This window comes from Cohnella lupini, assembly GCF_003386205.1.
Classification (GTDB): Bacteria; Bacillota; Bacilli; order Paenibacillales; family Paenibacillaceae; genus Cohnella; species Cohnella lupini.
This window is the reverse complement of sequence record NZ_QRDY01000030.1, coordinates 1-26,290: the sequence shown is the minus strand read 5'-3', so window position 1 is coordinate 26,290 and position 26,290 is coordinate 1. Positions and strand designations below refer to the sequence as shown.

Sequence of the window (26,290 nt, the reverse complement as noted above, 5' to 3'; positions counted from 1 at the left end):
GCTGCTTGCGTATCCGTTCCGTCTCCCGTTAATCCGTTCGATACGGCTTCGGCAACCTCTACTTCCGCTGTCGCCGCATTTACTGCATCTAACGCATTCTGTGCATCGTCTATCGTGGATTGAACCCCCGCAAGTCTGCTCGTTAACGATGTTTTCGCCGTGCTGTTAGGCAATGCAGTCACCGAAGGTGATGCTGCATCCCGATCACCTTGCGCAGCATCGATAGTCGCTTGCGTATCCGTTCCGTCTCCCGTTAATCCGTTCGATACGGCTTCGGCAACCTCTACTTCCGCTGTCGCCGCATTTACTGCATCTAACGCATTCTGTGCATCGTCTATCGTGGATTGAACCCCCGCAAGTCTGCTCGTTAACGATGTTTTCGCCGTGCTGTTAGGCAATGCAGTCACCGAAGGTGATGCTGCATCCCGATCACCTTGCGCAGCATCGATAGTCGCTTGCGTATCCGTTCCGTCTCCCGTTAATCCGTTTGCCGAGGCTTCGGCTGCATCTACTTCCACGGTCGCTGCGTTTACTGCATCCAACGCATCCTGTGCATCGTCTATCGTGGATTGAACCGCCGCAAGTCTGCTTATTAACGATATTTTCGCCGTACTGCTCGGCAATGCGTCCACCGCTGTCGATGTCGCATTATAGTCAGATTGCGCAGCATCGATGGCTGCTTGCGTATCCGTTCCGTCTCCCGCTAATCCGTCTGCCGAGGCTTCGGCAGCGTCTACTTCCGCTATCGCTGCATTTACAGAGTCCAACGCATCCTGTGCGTCGTCAATCTCCGCTTGAACCGCCGCAAGCCTGTTCGTTAACGATGTTTTCGCCGTACTGTTTGGCAGTGCCGTCACCGCCGGCGATGCTACATCCCGATCACCTTGCGCAGCATCGATAGCTGCTTGCGCGTCCGTTCCGTCTCCCACCAATCCGTTTGCCGAGGCTTCCGCAGCCTCTACTTCCGCTGTCGCTGCATTTATTGCATCTAACGCTTCCAACGCATCCTGTGCATCGTCTATCGTGGATTGAACCCCAGCAAGTCTGCTCATTAACGATGTTTTCACCGTGCTATCAGGCAACGCCGTCACCGCCGGCGATGCTGCATCCCGATCACCTTGCGCAGCATCGATAGCCGCTTGAGTATCCGTTCCGTCTCCAGCCAGTCCATTTACCGCGGCTTCGGCAACTTCTACCTCCGCTGTCGCCGCATTTACTGCATCCAACGCATCCTGTGCATCGTCTATCTCCGATTGAACCCCCGCAAGTCTGCTCATTAACGATGTTTTCGCCGTACTGCTCGGCAATGCGTCCACCGCTGTCGATGCCGCATTATAGTCAGATTGCGCAGCATCGATAATTGCTTGCGTATCCGTTCCGTCTCCAGCCAGTCCATTTACCGCGACTTCGGCAGCGTCCACTTCCATAGTTGCTGCAATTACAGCATCTAATGCAACTTGTGCATCGTCTATCTCCGATTGAACCCCCGCAAGTCTGCTCATTAACGATGTTTTCGCCGTACTGTTTGGCAGTGCCGTCACCGCCGGCGCTGTTGCATCCCGATCACCTTGCGCAGCATCGATAGCTGCTTGCGTATCCGTTCCGTCTCCCGTTAATCCGTTCGCAGCGGCTTCGGCAACTTCTACTTCCGCAGTCGCCGCTTTTACTGCGTCCAACGCATCCTGTGCATTGTCAATTATGGATTGAACCGCTGTCAATCTGCTAACCAAGGAAGTCTTCGCCGTACTGCTCGGTAATGCCGTCACCGCTGACATAGCTGCATCCCGATCACCCTGCGCCGCACCTATCGTTGCTTGAGCGTCCGTTCCATCTCCGGCTAATTCGTTCGCCGCGACCTCGGCATCGACAACGTCTGCGGTCGCGGCTAATTCAGCGGCGGTCGGCGGAGGAGTCGACACAGGCGGAGAACCGTTTGTTGGATTGGAAGGAACCGATTCATTTCCAAATTTAGCGGTTACGCCTTCCTTGAATTTTACGGTTTCGGGCTTCTTCTCAAGCGTCGAGCCATTGGAATTTATCGTAGCTTTTTCTATTTTTCCTTCTCCGACTATATTAGCGTTTGCGTCTAATACTAATTCAACAATTGTCGTATCCTTGCTTAAATCGATATTCGTATTCGTCGCATTCGGAGCTACGATTAATTGCTGTACCGACCCCTTGGGAATAATAACGCGAATGCCTGTAGTCAGAATGTCTACCTTATCGAACGAGCCTACCAACTCTACCTTGCTTCCAGCAGGCAATAGTTCCGAAAGCGTAACCTTCTTGACTCCTCCTTCAGCAGCATCGTCCGCTTCTTCAAGCTTCGCTCCGGATTCGACAATAATATCTTGAATAGTAGTGATGCCTTCAATAACGATCCGAATCTTATCGTCCGTTTTGTTGACGATTACGTTTACCAATGCGGAATCCTTAAAATGAATGCTGTTCGACCCGCCGCCCTTTATGGTGGTTTTACCGCTGACGGTTACGTTTTCCAGATATGCTTCGCCGTCTCCGATGCCTTCTTCAAGCAACAAATCACCCTTAATGGATAGGTTCCGCAGGGTTATTCCTGGGGCCTTAACAACTACGTTTCCGTCCACGACTGTCTCGCCGGTACTAGGACCGTACGTGCCCTGCCTACTATAGTTGTAGGTTACGGTATTCCCGCTCAACTTGAAGGCCTTGTCTAAAATAACGATAACCTCTGCTCTAGTCGCCAGCTTATACGGCCGGAAGGATTTGTCAGGAAATCCGCTTATTATCTTCGCATCGATAACCGCACCGATGCCGCCCTTACTCCATGCTGGGCTATTAACGGTGTCTACAAAGTTTCTATAAGAATCCGAATTAGCCAGCTTTAATATCTTGGCAGCCATAACGGCCAATTCTTGACGGCTGATCTTCTCATTCGGTTTGAAGGTTCCATCCGTATACCCTGTCATATATTTTGCATCGACGGCTGCACTAACGTCTTTGTAATACCAATCAGTGGATTTTACATCCTTAAAATCTTTCGAAGCACTGCCCCTAAATCCAAATGCTCTATTAATTAGCGCGGCAACCTCCGCTCTAGTAATTTCATTATTCGGTTTAAAGGTCCCATCGGCGTGACCTTCCGCCCATCCCCGATCTACCCACTGGTTAATGGTAGCTTTCGCCCAGTTGTTGTCGATATCAGATGGACTGTTGGCATTAGTAGCACCTATTGTCATCAATAGGAAGCCTAACATCAGGAAGAAACTGACTATGCTTTTTTTTACTTTTCCGCTCTTCAAAAATAACACTCCCTTAAAATATTCTTAATAAGAGAATGTTAAATGTTGTCGGTAAAATAGCGGTAAAATGCGGATATTTTGTCGGAAATTCATTTGCACTGCCGAAAACGATAAATAGCCTCGCCTTGAATCAAAGCGAGACTACCCTTGTATTCTTATAATTGAATCTTCATGTGTACCTGTTCCGCAAAAGAGGTAAATCCGATACTCTCTAATAACCCGATGAGTTCCTCGTTGGATTTTCTTAAGTTAATGGCTAATCGTTTACAATGAAGCTCTAAGGGATCAACTACTTCACTTATAGCTGCCTTTAGGATATCCACCGCATCGGCGCGGCCCGGCATCGATTCGCATTGGTAAAGCGCGATCGACGTCAACTTTCCGTCTTGTCCGTAAGCCCGTTTATAATACGCATAGCCCACCGCTTCGTTGCCATCGGACACGATTAAGCATTCCAAGTCTTTCGTACTGGACCATTGCGTTTGCCACGAGGCAAAAATCTTGTAGAACGATAGCTCCTTGACCTCCGACGGCTGTCCCTTTCTGATTGCGTAGGGGCGAGGGTTGGCCGATCGCAACGGACTGACGTCCAGGGCTTCGGTATGCTGTAAGCTAATTAACCGTTCGATAATGTCATAGCCCGCATTTCGGTACAGCTTTATCGCGCGTTCGTTCTGGACGAGTGCTTCAAGCAAAGCAATATCCACTTCCAGTTCGCGGTAATACTGCAAATTTCGTTCTATCAGCAATTTGCCGATTCCTTTGCCCCTATGCTCGGACGAAATGCCGGTACCTCCGTTCCAGGCTACTTTTTTCCCGTCTACGACCCGGAATCCGTTCATCGCGAAACCAATAGGTTCATCTTGATCATATACCACTAAGGAGTGCTCCAGGGAAAGCCCTTCGCTAACGGCTCTTGCCAGAAACCTATCCAAGTTCATATCGATGGGTATATAATACCCTTCAAACCCCTTGTTCCAAAGCGCAACCATGTCTACAGCCGATAATTTGCTCATTTTATCGTATGTAATCATCTAACTTACTCCTCCTTCTTTAGGAGTTATCGGAATGCCATTTTCTCCTATTATATCATTGACTCCCCTACAAAAAGCCGTTGAAAATAAGTCCAGGGTTACTCCTTAAGCAGTCCTTAGACCGCTTGAGGAGTAACCCTGGATTAATGCTTAACTTGCTTTCTATTCGATTCGGCTGCACCACATTGCGACCGTTGATAGAACTGCCAAGAAATCAAACCACGTTGGCGATCGGCCGTTTGGCCGTTACGCCCATGCCGCGCCGGATCCGATGTTCGCGGTGTTGGTCGCCATCTTCCAATGAGGGAAAAAATTCAAGTTATCGATTTGGGTCACGGTTACGGGAAGCGACTCGTATTTGCGGAATTAGCCCGGGACTATGTACATTCCAAAATTATCTTAATAAATTAAATAATACTCATATATCGTCTAATCCCTCTATTTTTTTGACATTAAAATTGTAATCCATTAAGGTTATATTCGGGTTTGATTATATAACTAAAAAATGTGTTTATAATTGGAAAGAGATAGCGAGGAGAACAAATGAAACTTATCGACTTAAGCGTTCCCATCAGTCCTAATATTCGCGAGCCATTGCCCGCAAAGATAGAATATTCAACCCACGAAGGTGGAGCAAAGCAAGCGGCGGCCGCTCTTGGCTTACAGCCGGACGATTTTCCCGAAAGCAAAGCGTGGGCGACGGAAACGGTCACTCTCAACACGCATGCGGGCACTCATATCGATGCGCCATGGCATTATTGGCCTACTTCGGAAGGAAAGCCGGCTAGAACGATAGACGAAATGCCGCTCGAATGGTTCTATTCCAATGGCGTATTGCTTGATTTCAGCGCTAAGCCGCCCGGTTACGAGATTACCACCGAAGATCTGATAGCTGAGCTTGGTCGAATCGGATATACTCTGAAGCCGCTCGATATCGTGCTTATTCGAACCGATGCGGACAAACGTCTGTACCATGAGCATTATGCGTTTCTGCACGCCGGAGTTTCAGCCGATGCTACTCGTTGGCTATTGGATCAGGGAATTAAAGTCGTAGGAACCGACGGCTGGGGATGGGATATTCCTCTTAACCTGCAGGCAGAAGCCTATAAAGCTCAACCTAGGGAAGGCGTCCTGTGGGCAGCCCATTATGTAGGCAAAGACCGGGAATATTGCCAGATCGAGAAGCTTGCGAACCTGGAGCAAATTCCAAAGCCGTTCGGCTTCAAAGTCAGCTGCTTCCCAGTGAAAGTGGAGAAGGCTAGTGCCGGCTGGGCCCGCCCGGTTGCGATTTTCGAAGACTAAGGAACAGGAGGAATTACCGATGCCGACAGTTGTAGATTTAGAAAAATATGCTGATCTAATCGTCAGAACTGCTTCGAATATTCAACCTGGTCAGGATCTGTGGATCAACGCGCCTATTCATCTTCCGGAACTCGTGCGCCTGATTGTCAAACGCGCTTATGAAGTCGGCGCGAAAAGGGTCCATGTCGAATGGCAGGACGAACAAATTACGAAGCTCACATACGGACTTGCGCCCGACGAAGCGTTTAAGCAATATCCGACGTGGCGGGCGCAAGCCATGACGGATTTAGCGGAGCAAGGCGGAGCCTATCTGCTAATCAAGACCGACGATCCCGAGCTTCTGATGGATATCGATCCTAAGCGGATTGCGGATTACTCGCGGATCTCCTCGGCCGCCCTCGCCATATTTAGAAAATACATGTCGTCAAAGAGAATGACGTGGTCCATCGTTGCGGCTCCTTCGGACAACTGGGCTAAGCTGGTCTTCCCTGAACTGGATACTCAGTCAGCCGTCGAAGCGCTATGGGAAGCGATCTTCCATGCGGTTCGCGTCAAACAAGACAACCCCGTACAGGCTTGGGAGGAGCATAACAACACCCTGCTCTCCAAGCGCGCTTATTTGGACGGTAAACAATACAAGAAGCTTCACTATCGGGCTCCGGGAACGGATCTCATCATTGAATTGCCGGACAATCACCTCTGGAACGGAGGCATCTCGAATAACGAGCACGGCAATACGTTCAACCCGAACGTGCCTACCGAAGAGGTCTATACTGCACCGCATAGAGACGGCACGCACGGAGTCGTGCGAAGCACTAAGCCGCTGAGCCATCAAGGGAATCTGATCGAGAATTTCAGTCTTACGTTCGAGAATGGACGAGTCGTGGATTTCGAAGCGGAGAAAGGCTACGACTCCCTGAAGGCGATGCTGGACTTGGATAACGATTCGAGATACTTGGGAGAAGTCGCGCTAGTTCCGCACCGGTCTCCGATATCGGATTCGAACATCGTTTTCTTCAATACGCTGTTCGACGAGAATGCTTCCAACCATCTGGCCTTGGGCAATGCATACCCGACTTGCGTTGAAGGCGGCACGACCATGTCCCGCGAAGAGCTGGAACAAGTCGGTCTTAACCAGAGCATCCTGCACGTCGACTTCATGATCGGCTCGGCCGAGATGGATATCGACGGCATCACCAAGGACGGCCAGGTCGAGCCGGTGTTTCGTAACGGCAATTGGGCGTTCTAAGAGGCAATCCGAGCACATCGGGTGATGCCTCGCAAACTGCACAGACCACTCCGCATTCGTGCGAAGTAGTCTGTGCGTTTCTTTAAACGCGATGACCTTTCCGTAATCGGAGAGTAACCAACCGTTCTTATTCGGACTTGATTCTTTCTTCTATTTCTTCCTTCCGTATTTCTGAGCATAAGATAGAATCCGGCGATACATTCCATTGTCTCCCATACGCTTAAGCGGATAGAACTGCGGCCTTGTGTTAACCTCCAGAATCCAAGCCCTGCCCTTGCGATCAAGGGCAACGTCAAGGCCCAGCTCCCGGAATCCTTGCTTGCGCTTATCGAACAGTCGCCCTACCGACACTCCGAGCCTTTTCAACTCAAGCTCCTTACTATTAATAGCGGCTTCTCCGAACCCCGCACCGGACAGCGTTTGCCGGAAATATCCGATTTTACCCCCTTGATTGTAATTCGTGGCTACCTTCTCCGATTTCCCGATTTTCGTAAATAACGCGGTGCTCTTCCATCTGCCATCGTCCTCTTTCTGAACCATGACGCGGATGTCGAAGGGCCTGCCTTTCGTCGAAGCAAGCTGGATGCCCTTCTGCAGCAAAAACGACTGAGCCCGTTCGTATACCGACAATCGCGCGTAGAGGGCATCAAAAGTAGCAAATCGGATTTTCGAGGCATTATGCTGAACGAGATATCCGCTCTTTAGCTTCGTGATGCGATAAATATGGAAGCCTCCCGTACCTCCGTTAGGCTTGAAGAAGACAGTCGAATACCGGGCAAGCATACTTCTAAGCCCGCTTCGGTCAAAGCGTTCCGTTCGGGGAACGTAGTCCCGAATCTCGGAACTCTTAAGCAGCCACTTCGTTTTTGTCCACTTGCTCTTGATGCTAGTACTCGAGTAGCTCCTCACGACATCCACATCCTCTCCGTTTCTATAACATATGAGAGGACTTTGAGGCTTGTTCGTGCTATAGCCCTGCTCCTATGCTTTCCGGCAATGGGCGGAGCACAAGTCATGATCAGGAGCAGCCGTTGAACGCGACTTCGGCATCCTAATACTTATCTAAAAGCTTCTTCAAATACATCCACGATATCCCTGTTGTCAAAAGGCCTGGCATGATTTAGAGAACAAGCGCGAATATACTGGAGCCTCGGGATGATTATGATCTTCGCTAGCAGGGGATCAACGGATAAATCCTCAAGCACCCTAAACGGATCTATAGGCGGATCTATTAGAATGACCTTTCGGGCCACATTGTCTTCATGGAAAGCTTCTACCGTCTGCTTTAATAACTTTGTTCCTCTTGGCGTGCAATCGGTGATGAAATGTACGGATAACGCCGACTTGGCTAAGCGGTTTAACAGAACGGTTTGCGTTGAATCCAGGATGACGTTGATATGGGCATAATAATTAAGGCGCATCTTCAATTCCGATACCACGAAATCCGCCCTGTCCGGATCGTCTTCCAAGTCGCCTTCAATACATACGAAAGGACGCTCCAAGCGATCGGATAAGAACTCGTCCAAGCTTATCGGCTCCATCCCATATTGCCGTAGCTTTGAAGTCCCCGTAAGATCAAGCAAGAGCGTATTCTGCCTACGCGAGACGACTCCCGACCAGGTTAAGGCCGTAGATGTACGACCGGTTTCGGCTGGCCCAACGAAGACGCGAAGAGCATTCTTGATCAGATTATCGACGATCACAACATCCTCTACCCTCTGGGCAAGCAGGATGTTAATGAGCTTCTGCTGGTAATCGATAAGGGTGGCATCCTCCTCGCACAGCTTGAATACGAGGGTAATCAGCTTCTTGATTTTCTCCTCGACGATCGAAAGCGCCACCTTATTTTTTTGCAGATCGCCGATCAGCTTATTCGTCACCAAACCGATATTCTGCGGCAAGAATAGAGGCTGTATCGGCTTCATCAATTCGTTAACGTAAGTATTCTTAGATGGAAATTGCTCATTCATAACCTCGAGCAATTCGGTCACGCTTCTGTCCATCGCCATGTACACTTCGATAATCTCTTTGGAAAGCTCCATAAGATCCATCTGGATGCTCAGCCTTGAATCGACAAGAGTCTGAAGCTTCTCTCGATCTTGATACACCAAATGAATCGTTGCAACGGTACCGAGCGCCTCTCTAACCTGATCGACCCGCGCCTCGACGGTCGCTTCCGCGGAGCTTACGATCGCTTCCATAATCGCGATTATTTTATCGGCTAGCATACCGCGTTCCAGACCGACATAAGCCGAACGATCTATTCCGATCTGCTTCAGTTGGTCAAACCTGGATTCTGCGGTTAACGATTCATTCTTGAATACGCGAGCTATCTGTTGATCGAAAGCGTCAAGAACGTTAACCAGGCCGGCATATTGAATATTCTCGCTCATGAGATCCGATAACACCTGATCCTTCTGAAGCGATTGCCTGAAGAAGTCGAAATCGGCATATTGCCCCATTTCCAAGACCCTTTGCTCCAAGGTTTTCCTGCGCGGGCCCGGTTGGGGCTCCGATTCAGGAATGACTTCGGGCTCAAGTGCTGCGCCCTCTACGGGAAGCAGGATCGTTTCGTCGACCGATGTTAGCGGGAAAGGAGGAGTACGGGAAGCGGAATAGGTCTTGTTGTCCCCCGAACTTATTATTCTGTTATCGCTTCCTATGGATTGAAGCTCCACCGTTTGGTTAAGCCCGGCTTGTATTTCCTCCAGATTGACCTTGCCGACTTTGATCTTCCTGACTTCTCCGGTAATAGCTTCGGCTTCCTGATCCTTCTGATAGAAATAAATGATTTCAATGGAAGGATGCTTTCGTTGTATCGCCGCGACCAACCCTTTACCTAATGCCCCGCTCATATCCTTTGGACTTAGAATCACGGCATCCATATTCGAGATGGCAGGATCGATAGGAAGGGTTTCAATGATTTTGCTCACGTTCGTTTGAAACCCTTTTTCAATCAGGGCTTTCTTGACGAATGGTCCTAACGACGCTCCGTATATCACTTAAGTATCCCCCTATAATCATGATAAATTTGTTCCCTATCGGAAGTTATCCTTATAGCTCTCGAAAAACTGAAGATTTAGCTGCGCATTCCGATTGCGATTATACATGTAAGGGAAGTAATAGCCCTGAACGATATTCGTTCGGTCGGCCCATTGCTGGTCCAATTGATAAGAAACCTTCACGAAGTCGAAAAGGTGGTTGATATAAGCCTCGGAAGCCTCGAATGTTTTCTTGTCCAATTCCGATTTCGTCGCTTCTGTCGACTGGGCAATCCTTGTAATTTCTTCGTAATCCTTGTTAAGCAAGTTAATCCAATCTATTCTCTTCTGGGTCGGCGGCTTGCTTTGCTCCTTCAACCGGGATGTAAGCTCGACGATTTGTTGTTCCCCCTCGGCAATAGCTTGGCTCATGCTTCCGATGGTAAGATTCGCGGAAGCCAGCTCGGACTTTGCCGAAGCATTGTCGGCATTGCCGTATACCTTATACGTTAAAAATCCGATTACCATAAGCAAGAAGAAAACCGAAGAAATCCACAGCTTATTTCCCCCTCGGGAAGCTCCCGAAGTTAGCTTATGAGGCTTAGCCTTATGCAGCTTCCCCTCTAAATTAGATATCGCTATCTCGATTTCTTTAACCATGCTAGGATGCGGATTATCGACATAGATAGATCGATAGACCTCTATCGCCTCTTGATGATTGCCGTTTGCCTCAAGCCGCTTCGCCTGCTGAAGCGCTTCTCCGTTACTAGACCCAACCGGGGATTGCTTAATTGCGACTCTTTCCTGAACCGTCACGATCGCGGCGGCTCCGGCAGTCTCGCTCCTAATCGTCGACTCCATCTTCGAAAGCTCCATCGCCCATTCCGCGAAGGTCGGACATTGAGTAAGTACTTCGCTTCCCCATGCGCGCGCGAATAAAGAGGCAAGAGCATCTCCCCAATTCGTTCGTATGCCATACATCAATAGATCGAAGCGATTGCAGCGACTCTGCATTTCGGTCGGAGCAAAATAGCTTTCGCCCCAGGCATTGTCCATGAAAGTATCCGTGCACGCGCCAAGCATCTCTACGATAAGCATAGCACCGGCGAACCGATCCGCATGCGCCCCCCACATTAACGACTGAGTCGCCGTCTGCTTAGCGTAGCCAGGTGACCCCGCCGGAATATGCTCCGGTCTTTCCAACTGTGACGAGAACATCTGCTCCAAATCTATCAATTGAACATAGTCTACCGGTTTGACATCCCATAGCTTATCGTCAAGCATTGACATAATGACGTTAGGAGCCGATAGATCGCAGTGCGCCAGCCCTCGTTGCTCCATATCCATTAAAGCTTGCGTCAAGGCGAATGCCGCTGAAAAGCTCTGTTTTCTCGTTAAACGTTGTTTATTGAGCAGTACGTCCATCCATGTTGGACCCTCAACCCAAGACATCACGACCGCGTATAGAAGCTCCGGATCCTTAGCCAGAAGCTCCGCATTATTCTGGGGCGTCACGACGAATCGCTCGCATGCCATTAGCCCGGCCATTGCTTTATGCTTCGTTAATTGCTGCGTAAGGAACACCATGGAGGGGTCAACGAATTTGTTACGGAACACCTTCAGCGCTTTCTTCTCTCTATCGTTCTCGCCGTAGAGCAAGTAAACCGTACCTTGGCGCCCTTCTTGGCCATAAGGTACTCCTTGGGCATGGGGATGCTCCCCGAATTGATAGGACTTGCCGTTAATCATGATTCGGGCACTAACTTCCGGCTGAAAGCCCATATCCAAGCCTCCCCTTTCTCAATTCCAAGCCTGCATTTCAAGCACTTCTTCGATTAAATATCCCCGTGAGTGTAGCGATACTGTCCAAAGCTCGATCATATGATCGCCTAGAGTCAGGCGAATTCCCTTCTTTACCTTGATAGATCTGTGCGCGATCTCTTTCCGCAGAACGATTTCGTCTTCCTGTCGATCTATGACGGTCCAAGTTCGATCCCTATAATTTTTCGTGCCGAACATTTTTGCCGGTTTCTTGTAAATCCCTTCAAGCACCTCATTACAAACCGAGTTGCTGGCATACTTGCTGAAACTGCTAATTTCGGCGGTCTGATGTGTTAAAATATAAGCATCGTCCGCTTCCTCCAGGAAATCGTACAGCTCCGGGGGAATAAGCTCCGACCTGCCCTTCCTCATTCCTTTTGCATGATTGGCACCAGAAGAAGTCGTAAATAAGAACAAAACGCCGGCAATAAAAACAGCAATCCCTAAGTAAGCCATAGCTAACCCCGTTTCTAAACAAAGGGAGTGTCGGTATTGAAAACAAGCGAGATAACCCCTGCTGAATTCTCTGCCCGTTTCGGAACCCAACACATAATTCCAGGATCTTATTCCTATTTTGCGTGCGATAATGGCGTTGGCGTCATCAGGGATAACAGCAGTCAATCTATTGAAATCGTCGCGTCTCCCGATATGGATTCATCGGACATCACTCCGGAAGACGAGCTGATGCTATTGTCTCTAGTATGCGGGGATTACAAGCAAACGGTTGATATACCGAGAAGCGATCATCTTCTCGATTATGAAGCACGGAATACCAAAGCGAGTCTTAGACTGGCCTGGATCTGGACCGCCTTCTTCTTATTTGTTGCCCTATGCGTAGCTATTGCCGTCTACCTTTACTAGACTGATCGTCGATAGAGGCAATTGGTTTACTTTTTTAACTTCAAATCATACGGAATGCCTTTTGCTTTATCCGAAGAACCCGCAAAGCCCAAGTCCTCTTGCGCCAATTGGGCAGCCAAGAGTAACTTGCCGTCGATAAACTCGCTTGTGCTCTCCATAGTCTGCTTCAGAGATGCAATTCCGTTGCTAACCCGAGATAACGCGTCTTTCACGGCAATTTCCCGTTTGTCGGACAGGCTGATCGGATGGGTAGGATCGTTCCATTTACCAAGTTGGGTCTGAATGTTTTGCAGGCTAACGCCTGCCTTTTGTTCGAATCGGCGACTTTCCAGGAAAATAGCTTGAAGCTGCTTAGGGTCTAAAATCTTAGTTTTACCGCCCATGGCCAATGCCCTCCAATTCGCTAACATCGATTAAGCTCTCTTGCACGGACGACACGGACTCGGTCAGCTTCTTAATTTCTTCTGCCAAGGCTTCGTATTTCAGTTCGAGTATCTTAATGAACGTCAGGTCGCATGCGGCTGAAGCTTCGCCATATAACGCCCTCAGATCGGATGCATCCGAAAGCAATGAGTTTAATTCATTCGCGATTACCGATATCGACTCATTTAACTGGCTCTGGCTCATATTCCAATCCTCCAATACTGTTCTTATAGAAGCAATTTTCTCGTCGCGTTCTTCTCCGTACGGCTTGAAGCTTCATCGATTACGACATTCGGAACTTCGAAAGCCCTTTGAATCGGCTGTGCCTGAGCTTGGAGCGGATACGGCGCAGCTTCGTCGCGCTTCTCGTACGGGACCGAGGTTGAAAAGAAACGCTCCCAAGCCATCTCGTATTCTTCTCTAATAGAAACGGAGAACGAGACGCTTTTTCTAATCTCCATCGGCTTAAGGATAAAGCTTCGAACGTTGATCATAGCCGTAATGACATGAAGCACTCCGCAGCAAAGCTCAATATCCCGCTCGACTTCTCCGTCGATTAATGCGAGATAAGGAGCTAAGACGTGCAAAGGCTTGGGAGCCGTTCCATAGAACCAGGCTACCGTCTCCTCTTTCCCTTGGTTGCCCCCGACTAAATCGACTAGGCTCTGCAGCGTTTCGAATCGATCGGCTAATATGGTGGCCTGGTCGTACACATCCCTGTGAATGTAGTAATACCAATCCTCCTTGGCCAGTACGAGAGTGTTAACCATTACCGGTAAATATCTTTTTCTCGAAACGACTATCATTCGTATTCCCCCCACTTAACTATGCGGTACGATAATCCCGGGATCTAACGCTTGCCCGCCAATGAATACTCCGAAATGCAAATGAGGGCCGGTCGTGCGGGATCCTGAATTGCCAGACTCGGCGATCTGTTCATATTGCTTCACGGTTTGTCCTTGAACGACTCGATAACTCGATAAATGACCGTAAAGCGTTTGAATTCCATGACCGTGGTTCACAATGACGTAAGTTCCGAGCTCCGAGTTCTCGGATGCTTCTTCCACATAACCGTTAAATGCGGCTAAGACGTGCGTTCCGATCGGAGCGCTCATATCCATCCCCTTATGAAAGGTCATAGCCTCTCTAGTCAGGGGATCTAATCTCATTCCGAACGGCGAAGTCATTTGCACGGGGATAGCAAGGGGCGAACTGAAACTCGATATATCCCCTAAGTCGGGATAAGACCTAGCTAGTTGAACCTTTGCTTTCTGCTTATCCAGTCGATCGCTTATGGCATTCAATTTAACTATGTCTTGCGTAGATTGAGAGAGAGGCGGCGCTTCGACTGCTTCTTTTTGCGATTCCATCCAGCCATTCCTAGCCTGACGTCTAAGATCCAGTTGGTCGGATACAGCCCTGTACTTGGAATCAAGCTCCAAGATATAGGGCACTTCCTCCTCCTTGCTGTCTCCCATTTGCACGCTAATCGAAGTAAGCTCGTCAGCTAGGGCATAGATCTCCGAGTCCATGCTCGCTAATCTGCTTGCATAATACTGATCGTGCAAGTCATAAGCCGAAGATAACATCGTATTCGTATTGACCTTATAAGACACGACACGATATTCCTCTTCCAATAGATCGAGCTTCTCGCCTTCAATTTCCGGGTCGGTTGTGGCCATCCCGTATTTCCCCAGCAGTACGGAGGCATCTTCTGCATAAGCCAACGGCTGAAGCCATAGCAGCAGCGTCAGCAATAGGATCAGAGTAACGACTCTTTGCATGCAACCCGCTACCTCCTCTCGTATGTTGTCGTTCATTCATCGCATATACAGGGCATCGAAAAAGTATCCATTTAATGCGGCTTCCTTGATTGAGGTGAATAAATCGTCAATCTCGATACTGCTTGGCACCTTATCCGCGTAAGCGTAATATTGGATATCGCCCCTCGTATAACCGGCAACCATTCTAGCCGTGGCGATCTTGGTGCCGGCTATGCTGAAGCCATCGATAGGTCTAGCCGTCGACAGCGTCACGCCCTGTACGAGGGCGAGGAAGCTTGGACCTTCAATGGAATTGACGCCGCTAAAGGTCGTTAATTGACTAGGGATGTAGAAGGCGTTCTTCCAATTGGGATTATCCTTGTTCGTATCGTTAATGCTGTTCGCCATATCCGTAGATATCAGATTGTTGATGTAGGCATGCGCATCCTCCCTGGACATGGGGCCGGTAGCCGTTGGAGGCAATCCCGCTTCTTTGGTTAAGCTGCTGCCCGTTAACGCTATCGTGTCTTCAAGTCCCATGTTCAAGGCATAGCTCGTCCCGCCGTAAGTGTAGGAATACGGAGTTTTCATTCCGAATACCAGATCCCAGTCCACGTCGTTCGCCGAATTCTCCGGATAATTTCCGCCGCCGTTCCTGACCAAGCGTGGCGAGGCCAAGTAATATCCGTCGTTAGTCGCTACCGCGGCTACGGGAATATAATCCTTAACCAAAGCCCGATTCTCTGCGGTGGGCTGTAGATCATAGTTAAAGCAAAAAACGTCTATGAACGTATCCAACGCCAGCTGAGGATCCATCGTGAACGACATCCCCTCCGAGTAATCCATGTCCAGATTACTGGTTTTCAACATCGCCATAGCTCCCGCATCGGATGCGTAATCTATGGCATAAGAGAGCTTCAATCGTTCGATTTCGTTGTTTTCTTTGTTTACGTAATTCATATAGCCTAACAACAGGGCCGCTATGAACAGCACGGCCACTATATTAACGACGCCAAAATTCCTGCTCATGATCGGCCTACTTTCTCACCATGCCGGCTAAGGTCTGATCGAACTTAGGAGGGCTTAAGTGCAAGAGCCTATACTGAATTCTTTGGGCGGACGTATAATCAACCGCCTTTACCGTAATCTTGATGATATCTCCTTGGTTCCAAGACGTCAGATCATCGCTATACATGTAGGAGCTATAGGTTCCTCCCGCTCCGTCAGGGTTAATGACCTTCATGTATCTTTTCACTTCGGCATCCATAGTGACGCCGTAAGAAGATATTCCCAAATAAAAATCCGATAAGTCCTCTTGGGACAACCTGCCGTTATCCGCAACCTTGTTGATCATATTCGTCATCTCGTTCAGCACGCTTCTATTCATGGTCAGATCCTTGCTCATCGTATTAATGACGAGCGGCCCTCCCGCTAGAACGGTGAAAGCCAGAAGCACTCCCAGTATTTTATTGAAGATATCGGTCATGCCCGCTGCCCCCTAGGCTCTCGTCAATCTGCTTTCTTCTATGGCGTATAGCTGTTCTTTAATAAGCACCCCGCAGTATATACTCGTTTCTCCCGAAGCTTCCTTATATTTAATCAATGAGACGACTAGCCCCTTGGCGCCCCGTTTCGGCGAGCCGTATAACATTCCCTTATATTTACGGTTAGGATCCAAATAGCGGAAGAGGTTCTCCGCGATCGCTCCGCGGGCGCAGGTTGCCTCTTCGACAATGACGGACGTACCTTTCCTGAAAGTCGGTATTAGCAATCCGAGTAGCTTCATTTCACTCATCTCCTCAGGGATTAACTCCCCAGAATCTCATTCCCGACGGACCGGAATACAGCGAGAGCCGAACGTTCACGTTGGCTGGCAGGGCGGCCTTAGCGTCTTGCAAATACAGAGCCTTATTATTTAAGAAGGCCGAGTCTAACGAAAATTCGGACGGGGAACCGGATGGATTTAGCGTTATCTTCTTCGGTTGCGGAGCATATTTATCGGCTACGACCAGCATCAATAAAATATCGTTCGCCTTAATCACTCTCCGGGTAGGCACAATCTCGCTTTCCGTGCTCGGGGCGGCTTTCTCGATTTGCACGCCGAACCCTCCTACATCGCCCTTAAAAAAAGGAATGGCGCAATAGATCATGACCGGGGTGAATATAGCTAATACCATAATGAGGATAATCGCATCGAACGAATCGTCGGCTTCATTCATGCTGCCTATTTCTCCCCTATCGTCACGGAATAGAGATCGTTGGTTTCAATAACGGTTAATCTTATTTTTCTATCGAATAGCCGAGTAAGATCGTCGGCTTTGGTAATCGTTACTCCGTAGGCGTGACCGGATATGGATTGGATCGCATTCGCGTTCTTCTGCAGCATGACGAAGACGGAAGCGGAAGGAACGGCTCCGTAGTCGGCCGTATTCTTGAGCTCCGTGGCGTACGTTTCCGCTTGCGTATCCGCTATAGTAGCCGCCGCCCCTCTGCCGAAGCTCTGACTCATCGTCGTAAACAAGGCCAGGATGCCGATAATGACGGAAATCACGATGACTTGAACAACGATATGAATACTATTGCTTACCTCGTTATCCACGTTATTGCCTCCTAAATTGGATATTGATGATCGAGCCGTTGAGGTCCTTCTCCAAGGTTGCTCTGAATTTAGCGGAGGTATAGAATATTTCGGATGAAGTCGCTAGAACCGGCTCCATCAGATAAGCAGTACCGAATTCTTCAGGCGGAGTCGCTGCCGTCCACTTCCTGAAGGTCTCCGTACCCGCCGCCCTTTCCACCCAAATTTCCGGCGTTCCTCTTGATTCGGCGATCGCGGATATTACATCCTGCGGATAAAGATTAGTCGTATTGTCGTATTGATTGTATTGACGATATTCCTTCACGATCGCGACCGCACTATCGTCTTCCTGCTGTATAGCAGCCCCTTGCCGGGCGAAAGAGCCTAGTACGATAATAAAACTAAGAACCATGGCGGCAGTCATCGCGCTTATGCTCGCCCACACGGCCGCAGGCCATTCATTCATCATTCCCTCTCCCTTCGTAAGCCATTTCTATACTCTATAAGAACCCACAACAGAGAAATAGAATATCCGGATCATGGACCCTAACAGTATACAAATGACTTGGATGAGACCTACGTACGTTGCCGTACATAGGTCCGCATCCATGTTTCTCTATTGCTGTGTGAAACAAATTCCTACGATGGTTCCTGTACTGTCTTTAATAAGCTCTGACAGAAATTTGGCAGTAGGGCGTACGTAAGGCGCTGTACCGGAAGCCTTCATCGGAAGATAATTCATGTTGTAAGACATTGATCCAGTAGAAGTAGAAATTGAAATATCCAATGTGTAAAAATTGTTGCCCGCAGCTTTAGCCGGTATAACGATTGTGATTGGCGGAGTTCCACTCGTTCCGGTAAATTGAGCACCATAGTTATAACCGGCCCCAGGAGGCGACGTTAATTTCGTACGTACGACCGTGCCGACAGGACGACCTTCAAATAACTTAACACCCGAAAGCACTTGAGTACCCGATAGAATCTGTTGGTCATAATCGTCAAATTGAGCCAACGACATCGAATCCATAGAGTTCTGCACGGTTGTAATCCCTTGGTTAGTCGTACCTCTCGTAAATCCCAAAATAACGAAAATAACGGAAATAATAACCCCGATAACGATAAGAGCAATGGCTATCCTCGCTCCTGATCCTAATTCACCTTCCATTGATTACTCACTCCCCATATCCTATTTTTGAATTTCCAATTGAATTGACTTCCTACCTAACCGACTTAACCTATCTTCTCTGCCGCCAGAATACGAACACGCATACTCCGGCAATGAGAAGGACCGCCAGCGAAGCAACTGCGATCCACGGCACATTATCCAATCGGTAACTCACCCCCTTAAAATAAGCCTTCATCCCACTAGTAACCTACATTAGCTAGAGCGGACATAAATTCCTTAAAGCCAAGAATGCCAAGCGGCAATAGGATATAGAGAATCGCCGTTAATACGAGCGGCGCCATTGCCAGCGGGCTAACCATCGACCTCTTCTTGTTAAGCGTCGTATTCTGGGATATTTCCCTGATTCTCATAACATGGTCTCGCTCGCTGACCAGATCGCTAAAGGCTTCAGCTAAAGTAATCTGATGAACCGTCAGCAGCAGCTTGTCCACCATTCTCTTAAACCCCGGCAGAATCGCTTTCGCTTTCAGGCGGTTCAGAGCCAAGTCCGGGTTAGAAGGATACTCGTGGTACGCATCTAGGATGGCATTCTTATGTACCCTGCTCTGTCGCTCTAGCCAATATAAGGTGTCTAGAGTGTCCGTTGACGTATTCATTAGAATCGATATAATCGTCTGCAGCTGCAATACGTCCTCTTCGCTCTCTGTCTTGAGCAACCAGGCTCTGCCTCTTAATAGAATTTCAGGAAGCTTGGTAAAGGCCAAGGCTACGAAGAAAGCAATCCATACCATCCACCATTTGTAATGCGCGTTATGATAACTGTCGTACTTCTCCTTCAACCGCTTGATTTGCGCATCCTGATCGAACGGCGGCAGCTTGGGCAATCTGGCTTTAACGAACTCTTTCGTTTCATTATCGCTAGGCTTCTGCGGCAAGGATAAATAATACTTGTCCATCTCTTTCCGAATTCGGATATCCTCGGAGGTCAGTTTCTCTCCTCCGACGAGAGAGACTTCTTTAACATTGTTGTACACAAATTGCTTACCGAGATTGATTGCGAAGAACGTACAAACGATGGTCACGAGGAACGCCACGGCGAAGAACATTATTTTACTGGCGTACATATGCCGTAGATCCGTCATACTAAGAGCGCTCTTGATAAGGCGCTGCTTTCTAGCTTTCTTGAATTGCCTCTTGGGCATGAAATGATTCACGAGCTCGGCAAACCATTCTCTCCTGAGCAGCCGCATAACGATTCGATTTCTGTCATCCTTACTGACCGATACGGCGCTATTCACCTTAACGATGACCGTGTACCCAATGATCGATGCTAGCAAGATAACAATTCTAGAGATGTAGCCGATGGCTCCGCTATAGATCACCGAGGTTCCCGGGATAATGGAAGTGAAGAAGCCTTCAATGACACCAATGGCGAGCAAGGGCGCTACCGGCAAATATTCGAGCATACCGAACCTTGCTTTCTGCATCGATATTCTTCTAATCTCCAGGTTAACCTCGTCGGACATCATTCCCATCGCTTGAAGGAAGTTAGACGAACCGTCGCGAAGCTTGGTATCCCCAGCGTTATTCAAGATGTAACAGACGCCGGCAAGCGTGCATAACAGCTTAAATGGAGTCGTCGAGTAAAACTCGTCTAAACGTTTCTTACCATCGACGTCCGTCAGAATGAAATAAATATCCTCGAAGGCTCGGTGTAGCTCCGAACCAGCTTCAACTTCTCCAATGGCTTGCGGAATAGAGTTAAGTCTTAAGTAATTTTGCCTCAACGAGGATAACGCCATCGCCAGCTGCTTCAGAAGCTTGAAGTGAACGCTATCGATTTGCTTGCCCACGATCACTGTATTCATGATGATGGCATACAGCAGCACGAGTAAGGTGGAGAACAAATCCCGGAAGATAAGAGCTCCCAGTACGACTAGAGCCACCGAAGCTAATGTTGAAATCAAGTAAACGCGAACGGAATAGATTTGTATTTCCTGGCTTGTATATACGGACAGCTCGGAAACCTTGGATTTTACCTTCCGATAGCTACCCCGTGTCAAGAAAAAATCATCCATAAACTTATGCAGCTTATAGTATGTTGCTAAGGAAATGAGGCCCTTCTGTTTCTTCGCCATGCCTCTTCTGGATCTCGACTTCTTCTTGTCCGAAGCGATGATCATCGTTACTCCGAAGACAGCCGTCAGGAAGATCGCAACGATCAGGAAGATCATAATTTATTCCATGCTGCAGGCATGTACTCATAACCTCCAATGATCTAGAATAAATTTCTTGAAATCCTTGATTTTATCCGGAGGCATAACCTCAAGCATCTTCTGAGTAAGATCGGTCGTGAACCACTCGTACGTTTCATAAGTGTCCGTTTCCAGGTTGTATTTCAGAATATCCCGGGTCGTGAACGACTTCCTATCGGTTTGCCGGTTATAGTATTCCTTGGTAATCTCGTTCATCGAATGCACCGGGTTACTAGGATCATAGTCCGGGTAGGGAATGCTCAAATCCAGCCTTACGATCTCGGATATTCTTTCAATATACCTTCGGCCATCCGTCGTATAGTTAAGATGGATATCAACCCTGATGACGTCGATGACCTGCTGCTCGGCCGTAATCATGTTGCCGGTGAACCCGCCGGCGTTAACGAGCGAATTCCGGATCGCATACACCAATTGCTCCGCTACATTGGCATGATGAGAGAAAATCGTGAAGATAGAGGCAACCTGACCCATCTGGATCATTCGGGCCGCAATCGCATCCGTCGCAACTTCCCCTACGATAGATACGGCCGCATCCGATTTCTTGAGCGCATCCTGCAGCTCCGCCGCGGATACATACTCCGTCTCTTGAACGGACAAGATGTTTCTCTCCGGATATAATTCCCGTAAGTACATCTCAGGTGCCATCTCCAGTACGCGAACCGTATATCTAGGGTCTATGTACTTAACCGCCGCGGTCATCATGACCGTTTTACCAGCACCTTGTCTTCCGGTGAATCCGCAGGTTACCTGACCCATCATGAGATATTGCACGAGGTTGATGGCCAAGAAAGCTTGATTGACATACGGCTTATCGATGAGTGCGGGCAGAGAGGAGTCGCTTAGGGTAAACTTCCGTACGAACACAGCCCAATATTCGGAAGCCGGCGGCCTCAAGGCCAATACCCTCGACTTATCGAACATCGTATTAACGAGGTAACCCCGCTTCTCCGTCAACGGACCTGGATTGTTGTAACGGCACAAGAGCTGTACGACTCTTCTTAATTCCTCCTCCGAATTAAAGGTCAGGAACCTAAGATGAATGTACTTACCGTTAAAATAAAGCCAGACCGATCTAGGTGCCTTCATGATTTTCTTATCCTTGTTGAGTAAAGCGCTAAGGATCGAGCCCGAAGTCCCGCAGTTGAAGCCGTTGATGTTCATTTCCCGAAGCGTATCAATGATGCCAAAGCCCTTATACTTCTGATAAATGATGATCGAGAGAATATCCAGCATGACGGGATACGTAATTTCGAAGTTCTTCTCCGCATAGATGGCGTCGATATCCTCGTTCGTAATCAGATAAGAAGCCTGCGTTTTCTCCTCGATCTCGTAACGTTCCCTAGCCAGCCTGTATTCATTGATCATCTCGGACAAGGCATCCTTGCCGTACTGTTTCTTATAGAAGTACATAAGAATTTCGAACTTAATTCGAGGCTCTACATAACTCCCATGAAAATCATAGACATCGGCGATCTCACTCTCGGTCTTCAATAGATCTGCGATAATGCTTCTTATCAGATCCTGGACGATAAGCTTGGCCGAATCGATACCGAAGACGCAATTCTGCATCGCCTCTTGAATTCGCGCTTTACGTTTATACATGGATTCAAATTCTTCGTCCGCCAAGCCCGAGAAATTCTCATCCTTAACTAGATCGGCCAAGCTGTACTTTACGATTTCGAGCAGCCGGTCCATTGTTAATTTATCTGCTTGTTCGAAGTCAGATCTTTCCCGCTTGGACTTCAAGTAAAGAATCACCACGAACGCCGCGATGCTTATGAAGGTACCGATAATGAGAAGCGTGTTTAAACTCACGAGTAAACCTCCTACGCCGCATTTATTGTTGCGGCCAAACCGTTTTCCTGCCTAAGTTAGCCAGAACCATCATGAGACATTCTTTCAGATCGTTGTTTAGCTCAATTACGCGAGGATCCTTCTTAAGGATGAAGGGAAGAATCGTCTGCAGCTTGCCGATATTGCTGGTTTTCTTGATAAAAGCGTTATAGCTGATCTTCGCGCAACGCCTATGTCGCAGGTTCAATCTCTTGGTTGTGTCTCTGAATGCTTCAACGTACGGATCGTACTGGTTAAAGATGAAGACCAAACCCTTCTTATTGAGGTACTCTATGATCTCGGCCGATTCCCAGTAGCTAAGCTTGTCTCCTACGTCTTTGGACTGCGTGAGTACCATGATGACCAGATCGGAATTATCGATTACCGACTTGGTTACATCGTCATAGATCTCCGTCGTAACATCCGTAATGACGACCTGATGGTTCAGGTTCTCGATGACAAACTTCAGCAGTCTCGCATTATCTGCATCAGATATCGTATCCGAGGCTGTATTAATGATCTGCAGGTTAGGAACTCCTGGAACCTTGATGCAGTAATCTAATATCTCGTCGCCGGATATGGCATTGGCCTCCAACAGCTTAATCACCTGAGTGAGATTACGAGTCTTGTCCTCTACCAGCTTTAGCCCAAGGGCACCGGTAATCGACTTATTATTGTTCCCGGTATACGTCAGGCAGGTCGTCAGATTCTGCGTCTGGGCGAGAGCCAAGGCTAGCAGGACGCTAATCGTCGTTCCGCCTTGCCTGCGATCCGGAGAAATAACGGCAATTCTCATTTGCCCCACCTCCGGGTTAGTAGCGTATAAGCATTCTTAGTAGTGATCTTCAGGACAGGTGCCATGAGACTGGCTAGTCCTTGATTTAACGTCTTCGAGGGAATGGGACGCAGAATCCGGTAAGCTTCGATTTGTTCCACGCTTTTCCAGACTAAGGATACTGGATTAACGTTAATCGCTCCCTTGTCTCGCTTGCTATCGTAGGTCAGCTTGATCGTGTGATAGGTTCCCAACACTTCGAGAAAGGCTTGCTCATCGTCACCGGACTCATAGCTCTTAACATATATGGCCAATGACAGATTGTCGGGGATCGTGTCTTGAAGGTCGAAGATAACGTGATCGAAATCGTCCGCGGTATAGCCGACCTCCTCGAATATCTCGTCCGGAGATGCATCCGATACCGCAATCATCATATTGGCCATATGGCCTTGGGACTCACCCGGACCTAACAATCTTCTGTAATGACGATTATTGCTGAACAATGCGACATCGCCGGTAGCCTGAAGCAGCTTCATCAAGGCGTAGATGACAGGGCGCTTGTCCGTGAGTCCGTATACTCCGATCAGCATTACTCCACTACCCCCTTCTCAATATTCAAGAGCGGGGCTTCGGAAGCTGGAGAATTCTGTTCGGCGGGAGCGACTGGAGCTTCCTCGACCGGAGTGACGGGCGGCGCTGCCGATCCCCCCAGTGCGCCAGCCTGAGCCTCTGCTTCGAGTTGGGCTTTGTCCGCGTTCTTCTTCTCCGCATCGCCGCTATCGATTTTTCCCGAGATTTCATTGCGCCCAGCCGCTACGGCCTGGCCCACCTCGTCTATTACGCTAGCGATTCCTGCATCAATGATCGTTCTCGTCGTTTCGTTGAGCTGACGATTAATCTGTTCGATGATATTCGGATCCGCAATCATAATCGCTTGGATATTCTTAGGAATAGCGTAATAAGTGATAGCGGGCTTCTGAACGCCAGGCTCCAGGTATTTCGCCAAATACAAGCTGGCACCGTTCTTGGATTGGATGAAATAATCGATGAGCGCGGCTTGATAGAAGTGAATTTCTTGTTCGCTCAGCTTTAATTTGATGGTTTTATCATGAATCGCTTCAATCCGCTTATGAGTCAGGACGATATAATCCTCGCCTAACGGGTAGACGATCCTGTAATCGATATAATCCCCTACCTTTAATCCTATAGGCATCACATTGGCCACGACATCGTATTCCCTAGTCGTATCGTCCAATGGATCATCCATAGCGAAGTCAAGGCTAAGCGGCGTTCCTGCAGTCAGTCCGATTTTGTAATATTTGCCGATCATGGATTCGGGGTCCAGCACGAAGCTTGAAGTAACGAGAGACTCCGGGATTTCTCTAAGGTCGAAGTCACTTTCGTCGATTTGTTTCCCAGGGAATATTCCCTCCGCGCCATCCTTGATCGTCCATATCCCGACCATAGGGCCGATGCTATCAAGCTGTTGCTGCAAAACGGTAATTTGATTGGTATAGGATAGCTTCAGTTTCTCTTGCTTAGGTCCCCAAATCGCGAAATATTGACCGACGTTGGTTCCGATAAGCACGATTACCGTCACGACGACAATCGCTATGGTCCTGAAATTCCATTCGATATTCATACTTGCATCCCCCATGAAATTCTTGATTATAATTCACTAGCAATAAGCCTTATCGCTTGGTCGTAAACTTCAATGGATCTGGAATATCGCCTTGAATGTCATAGAATACCTTCATGCTCTTAGATAATAAGATCACTCGGCTAACCGCTCCCTGCTTACTGATGAAGTAATCGATATAATCCGCATCGCCGTAATAACCTATGATGTCCCATCCGTCTTCCAGCAGTGACTCTATGTAGATCGAAGACATGGCTAGGTCCGAGTCATATGTATAGGGAATGGATTGCCGGATCCCGATATTCAGGCTCACAGGATCTATCAAGCTAGTTCCTGAGATATAGGTATTAGAGGTAATCGCCTTGCCGTGAGTTATCTTCATGACTTCGTGAACCGTATTATTTATTCTTCCTAACGAAGTGATCCGATTGGTATTCCTATCTTCCAAGTACAGAGTCCCATCCTGAACGTAATTCATATAATGAGCCCCCTTAGCCTCCGCTTCTCTTGTAATGATCCTGTTCAAGGGCTTCTCCGTAAGCGAATGGGTCGTTTCCTTATCCGGCTCGAACAAATAGATAGCCAGAAGGATAGCTATTAGGAGTAGCGATAATCCAGAGCCTACTATCGCTATTCTTCTAATCAATTCCTGTCACCGCTTTTCTTGTACGACTTGCAGGTAGGTCTCAGGTTAGACAAATGGCATACTTCCAACCTACAACCTCAGTCCTATGAATAAGCATTAGTATATTCAAGGTCGGTTCGATCTGAAACAGGGTATCCTCGAAATGACCATAATTCGACTCGAAATGGCAGAAATTCACTTGGAAATCATAGGGGATCGTGTCTAAACAAGTCAGATAATGGGGACAACAAAAAACCTGCCCGCGAGGATACGGGTATAATTCCCCATAATAGTTCCTCGCTTGGCAGGTAAATGGTTGGTGTGTTTTTAGTCGTGGACTTGCAGAAGGTGTGGATTAAGCAATATTTAATTAGTAGATGTTAAGATAGAATAATTGTACTTCCCTTTGGCAAACATATTCTCAGTAGTATATAGAGCGTAAGACAACCATGGTTTGTTACCTGCATTAGTAGACAGAGCTACATCACTATATCCTCCGTACCATACGTCTTTTTCTAATTTTAAAGCGTCGGTAGAACTTGAAGGGTTATGGTTATCGAAGAATACTTGTGACATGTCTGTTGCAGAGATTACTTTATACTTAAAGTACACTCTTACTATAGGAAAACTATTTAGCCCCCAAATGAATTTGGACAGTACACCCCTTACTCCGATACAATCAGATTAAGGTGGAGGGGAACGTAATGAAGAAGATGCAGTATG

Annotated in this window: 26 protein-coding genes; 3 read left to right on the top strand and 23 right to left on the bottom strand. The window is 48.2% G+C overall.

Going from position 1 to position 26,290, the window contains the following annotated elements; translation table 11 throughout:
- Positions 1-3,218, bottom strand: a 3,218-nt coding sequence (locus DFP95_RS26230; protein ID WP_245987986.1) for an S-layer homology domain-containing protein, incomplete at its 3' end; no start/stop codon positions are given.
- 218 nt (positions 3,219-3,436) lie between these two features.
- Entirely contained in the window at positions 3,437-4,315 is an 879-nt protein-coding gene (locus tag DFP95_RS26225) for a GNAT family N-acetyltransferase (RefSeq protein WP_115995643.1), read from the bottom strand.
- A 543-nt stretch (positions 4,316-4,858) separates the two neighbouring features.
- On the opposite strand from DFP95_RS26225, the gene DFP95_RS26220 reads away from it, so the two are divergent.
- The gene (locus tag DFP95_RS26220) at positions 4,859-5,617 is read left to right on the top strand and encodes a cyclase family protein (RefSeq protein WP_115995642.1); all 759 of its coding nucleotides are present in this window, start codon (positions 4,859-4,861) and stop codon (positions 5,615-5,617) included.
- A 19-nt stretch (positions 5,618-5,636) separates the two neighbouring features.
- Complete coding sequence (locus tag DFP95_RS26215) at positions 5,637-6,866, top strand: aminopeptidase (RefSeq protein ID WP_115995641.1); 1,230 nt, start codon at positions 5,637-5,639, stop codon at positions 6,864-6,866.
- Between the two features lie 150 nt (positions 6,867-7,016).
- Here the strand turns inward: DFP95_RS26215 and DFP95_RS26210 are convergent, their stop codons facing one another.
- The 4 genes from DFP95_RS26210 to DFP95_RS26195 form a co-directional block, all read right to left on the bottom strand.
- Entirely contained in the window at positions 7,017-7,775 is a 759-nt protein-coding gene (locus DFP95_RS26210) for a YheC/YheD family protein (RefSeq protein ID WP_115995640.1), read from the bottom strand.
- A 149-nt stretch (positions 7,776-7,924) separates the two neighbouring features.
- On the bottom strand, positions 7,925-9,868 hold the full coding sequence (locus DFP95_RS26205) for a response regulator (RefSeq protein ID WP_115995639.1): 1,944 nt from the start codon (positions 9,866-9,868) through the stop codon (positions 7,925-7,927).
- Between the two features lie 36 nt (positions 9,869-9,904).
- Entirely contained in the window at positions 9,905-11,629 is a 1,725-nt protein-coding gene (locus tag DFP95_RS26200; protein ID WP_115995638.1) for a serine/threonine-protein kinase, read from the bottom strand.
- An 18-nt stretch (positions 11,630-11,647) separates the two neighbouring features.
- Positions 11,648-12,124, bottom strand: a complete 477-nt coding sequence (locus tag DFP95_RS26195) for a hypothetical protein (RefSeq protein ID WP_115995637.1) — start codon at positions 12,122-12,124, stop codon at positions 11,648-11,650.
- A 36-nt stretch (positions 12,125-12,160) separates the two neighbouring features.
- Between DFP95_RS26195 and DFP95_RS26190 the strand changes: the two genes are divergently transcribed.
- Complete coding sequence (locus DFP95_RS26190; protein ID WP_115995636.1) at positions 12,161-12,529, top strand: hypothetical protein; 369 nt, start codon at positions 12,161-12,163, stop codon at positions 12,527-12,529.
- A gap of 26 nt (positions 12,530-12,555) precedes the next feature.
- On the opposite strand, the gene DFP95_RS26185 is transcribed toward DFP95_RS26190, so the two are convergent.
- From DFP95_RS26185 to DFP95_RS26105, 17 genes are all read right to left on the bottom strand, one after another.
- Complete coding sequence (locus DFP95_RS26185) at positions 12,556-12,912, bottom strand: hypothetical protein (RefSeq protein WP_115995635.1); 357 nt, start codon at positions 12,910-12,912, stop codon at positions 12,556-12,558.
- Positions 12,902-13,156 (bottom strand): hypothetical protein, encoded by a 255-nt coding sequence (locus tag DFP95_RS26180; protein WP_115995634.1) that lies wholly within the window; start codon positions 13,154-13,156, stop codon positions 12,902-12,904. Before DFP95_RS26180 ends, DFP95_RS26185 begins: the two co-directional genes overlap by 11 nt.
- 23 nt (positions 13,157-13,179) lie before the next feature.
- On the bottom strand, positions 13,180-13,758 hold the full coding sequence (locus tag DFP95_RS26175) for a hypothetical protein (protein WP_115995633.1): 579 nt from the start codon (positions 13,756-13,758) through the stop codon (positions 13,180-13,182).
- A 15-nt stretch (positions 13,759-13,773) separates the two neighbouring features.
- Positions 13,774-14,736, bottom strand: coding sequence for a M23 family metallopeptidase (locus tag DFP95_RS26170; protein ID WP_181907617.1), 963 nt, complete (start codon positions 14,734-14,736; stop codon positions 13,774-13,776).
- Positions 14,737-14,772: 36 nt separating this feature from the next.
- Positions 14,773-15,744: a hypothetical protein gene (locus DFP95_RS26165; protein WP_115995631.1), complete on the bottom strand. Its 972-nt coding sequence runs from the start codon at positions 15,742-15,744 to the stop codon at positions 14,773-14,775.
- A 7-nt stretch (positions 15,745-15,751) separates the two neighbouring features.
- Positions 15,752-16,201: a hypothetical protein gene (locus DFP95_RS26160; protein ID WP_115995630.1), complete on the bottom strand. Its 450-nt coding sequence runs from the start codon at positions 16,199-16,201 to the stop codon at positions 15,752-15,754.
- A 12-nt stretch (positions 16,202-16,213) separates the two neighbouring features.
- Positions 16,214-16,501 (bottom strand): hypothetical protein, encoded by a 288-nt coding sequence (locus tag DFP95_RS26155; RefSeq protein ID WP_115995629.1) that lies wholly within the window; start codon positions 16,499-16,501, stop codon positions 16,214-16,216.
- Positions 16,502-16,514: 13 nt separating this feature from the next.
- Positions 16,515-16,934: a hypothetical protein gene (locus DFP95_RS26150; RefSeq protein WP_115995628.1), complete on the bottom strand. Its 420-nt coding sequence runs from the start codon at positions 16,932-16,934 to the stop codon at positions 16,515-16,517.
- 5 nt (positions 16,935-16,939) lie between these two features.
- Positions 16,940-17,314, bottom strand: a complete 375-nt coding sequence (locus tag DFP95_RS26145) for a hypothetical protein (RefSeq protein ID WP_115995627.1) — start codon at positions 17,312-17,314, stop codon at positions 16,940-16,942.
- 1 nt (position 17,315) lies between these two features.
- Positions 17,316-17,762 (bottom strand): hypothetical protein, encoded by a 447-nt coding sequence (locus DFP95_RS26140; RefSeq protein ID WP_147304223.1) that lies wholly within the window; start codon positions 17,760-17,762, stop codon positions 17,316-17,318.
- Between the two features lie 147 nt (positions 17,763-17,909).
- The gene (locus tag DFP95_RS26135; protein WP_115995625.1) at positions 17,910-18,458 is read right to left on the bottom strand and encodes a hypothetical protein; all 549 of its coding nucleotides are present in this window, start codon (positions 18,456-18,458) and stop codon (positions 17,910-17,912) included.
- Between the two features lie 200 nt (positions 18,459-18,658).
- Positions 18,659-20,653, bottom strand: a complete 1,995-nt coding sequence (locus DFP95_RS26130) for a hypothetical protein (RefSeq protein WP_115995624.1) — start codon at positions 20,651-20,653, stop codon at positions 18,659-18,661.
- Positions 20,654-20,680: 27 nt separating this feature from the next.
- Entirely contained in the window at positions 20,681-22,510 is a 1,830-nt protein-coding gene (locus DFP95_RS26125) for a hypothetical protein (RefSeq protein WP_115995623.1), read from the bottom strand.
- 22 nt (positions 22,511-22,532) lie between these two features.
- Entirely contained in the window at positions 22,533-23,324 is a 792-nt protein-coding gene (locus DFP95_RS26120; protein WP_115995622.1) for a CpaE/TadZ family protein, read from the bottom strand.
- Positions 23,321-23,893 carry a hypothetical protein gene (locus DFP95_RS26115; RefSeq protein WP_115995621.1) on the bottom strand — a complete coding sequence of 191 codons (573 nt, stop codon included), beginning with the start codon at positions 23,891-23,893 and terminating at the stop codon, positions 23,321-23,323. Before DFP95_RS26115 ends, DFP95_RS26120 begins: the two co-directional genes overlap by 4 nt.
- Positions 23,893-24,945, bottom strand: coding sequence for an SAF domain-containing protein (locus tag DFP95_RS26110; protein WP_115995620.1), 1,053 nt, complete (start codon positions 24,943-24,945; stop codon positions 23,893-23,895). The genes DFP95_RS26115 and DFP95_RS26110 overlap by 1 nt, the downstream gene beginning before the upstream one ends.
- 49 nt (positions 24,946-24,994) lie before the next feature.
- Positions 24,995-25,588, bottom strand: a complete 594-nt coding sequence (locus DFP95_RS26105; protein WP_115995619.1) for a hypothetical protein — start codon at positions 25,586-25,588, stop codon at positions 24,995-24,997.
- Positions 25,589-26,290: the final 702 nt, after the last annotated feature.

Coding starts and splice junctions, on each gene's coding strand:
- DFP95_RS26200 (WP_115995638.1), bottom strand. CDS start 11,629: ATGGGCTTTCAGCCGGAAGTTAGTGCCCGAATCATGATTAACGGCAAG.
- DFP95_RS26110 (WP_115995620.1), bottom strand. CDS start 24,945: ATGAATATCGAATGGAATTTCAGGACCATAGCGATTGTCGTCGTGACG.
- DFP95_RS26165 (WP_115995631.1), bottom strand. CDS start 15,744: ATGAGCAGGAATTTTGGCGTCGTTAATATAGTGGCCGTGCTGTTCATA.
- DFP95_RS26220 (WP_115995642.1), top strand. CDS start 4,859: ATGAAACTTATCGACTTAAGCGTTCCCATCAGTCCTAATATTCGCGAG.
- DFP95_RS26215 (WP_115995641.1), top strand. CDS start 5,637: ATGCCGACAGTTGTAGATTTAGAAAAATATGCTGATCTAATCGTCAGA.
- DFP95_RS26130 (WP_115995624.1), bottom strand. CDS start 20,653: ATGATCTTCCTGATCGTTGCGATCTTCCTGACGGCTGTCTTCGGAGTA.
- DFP95_RS26120 (WP_115995622.1), bottom strand. CDS start 23,324: ATGAGAATTGCCGTTATTTCTCCGGATCGCAGGCAAGGCGGAACGACG.
- DFP95_RS26160 (WP_115995630.1), bottom strand. CDS start 16,201: ATGACCGATATCTTCAATAAAATACTGGGAGTGCTTCTGGCTTTCACC.
- DFP95_RS26115 (WP_115995621.1), bottom strand. CDS start 23,893: ATGCTGATCGGAGTATACGGACTCACGGACAAGCGCCCTGTCATCTAC.
- DFP95_RS26170 (WP_181907617.1), bottom strand. CDS start 14,736: ATGCAAAGAGTCGTTACTCTGATCCTATTGCTGACGCTGCTGCTATGG.
- DFP95_RS26140 (WP_147304223.1), bottom strand. CDS start 17,762: ATGATGAATGAATGGCCTGCGGCCGTGTGGGCGAGCATAAGCGCGATG.
- DFP95_RS26195 (WP_115995637.1), bottom strand. CDS start 12,124: ATGGCTTACTTAGGGATTGCTGTTTTTATTGCCGGCGTTTTGTTCTTA.
- DFP95_RS26155 (WP_115995629.1), bottom strand. CDS start 16,501: ATGAAGCTACTCGGATTGCTAATACCGACTTTCAGGAAAGGTACGTCC.
- DFP95_RS26225 (WP_115995643.1), bottom strand. CDS start 4,315: ATGATTACATACGATAAAATGAGCAAATTATCGGCTGTAGACATGGTT.
- DFP95_RS26150 (WP_115995628.1), bottom strand. CDS start 16,934: ATGAATGAAGCCGACGATTCGTTCGATGCGATTATCCTCATTATGGTA.
- DFP95_RS26135 (WP_115995625.1), bottom strand. CDS start 18,458: ATGGAAGGTGAATTAGGATCAGGAGCGAGGATAGCCATTGCTCTTATC.
- DFP95_RS26185 (WP_115995635.1), bottom strand. CDS start 12,912: ATGGGCGGTAAAACTAAGATTTTAGACCCTAAGCAGCTTCAAGCTATT.
- DFP95_RS26175 (WP_115995633.1), bottom strand. CDS start 13,758: ATGATAGTCGTTTCGAGAAAAAGATATTTACCGGTAATGGTTAACACT.
- DFP95_RS26180 (WP_115995634.1), bottom strand. CDS start 13,156: ATGAGCCAGAGCCAGTTAAATGAGTCGATATCGGTAATCGCGAATGAA.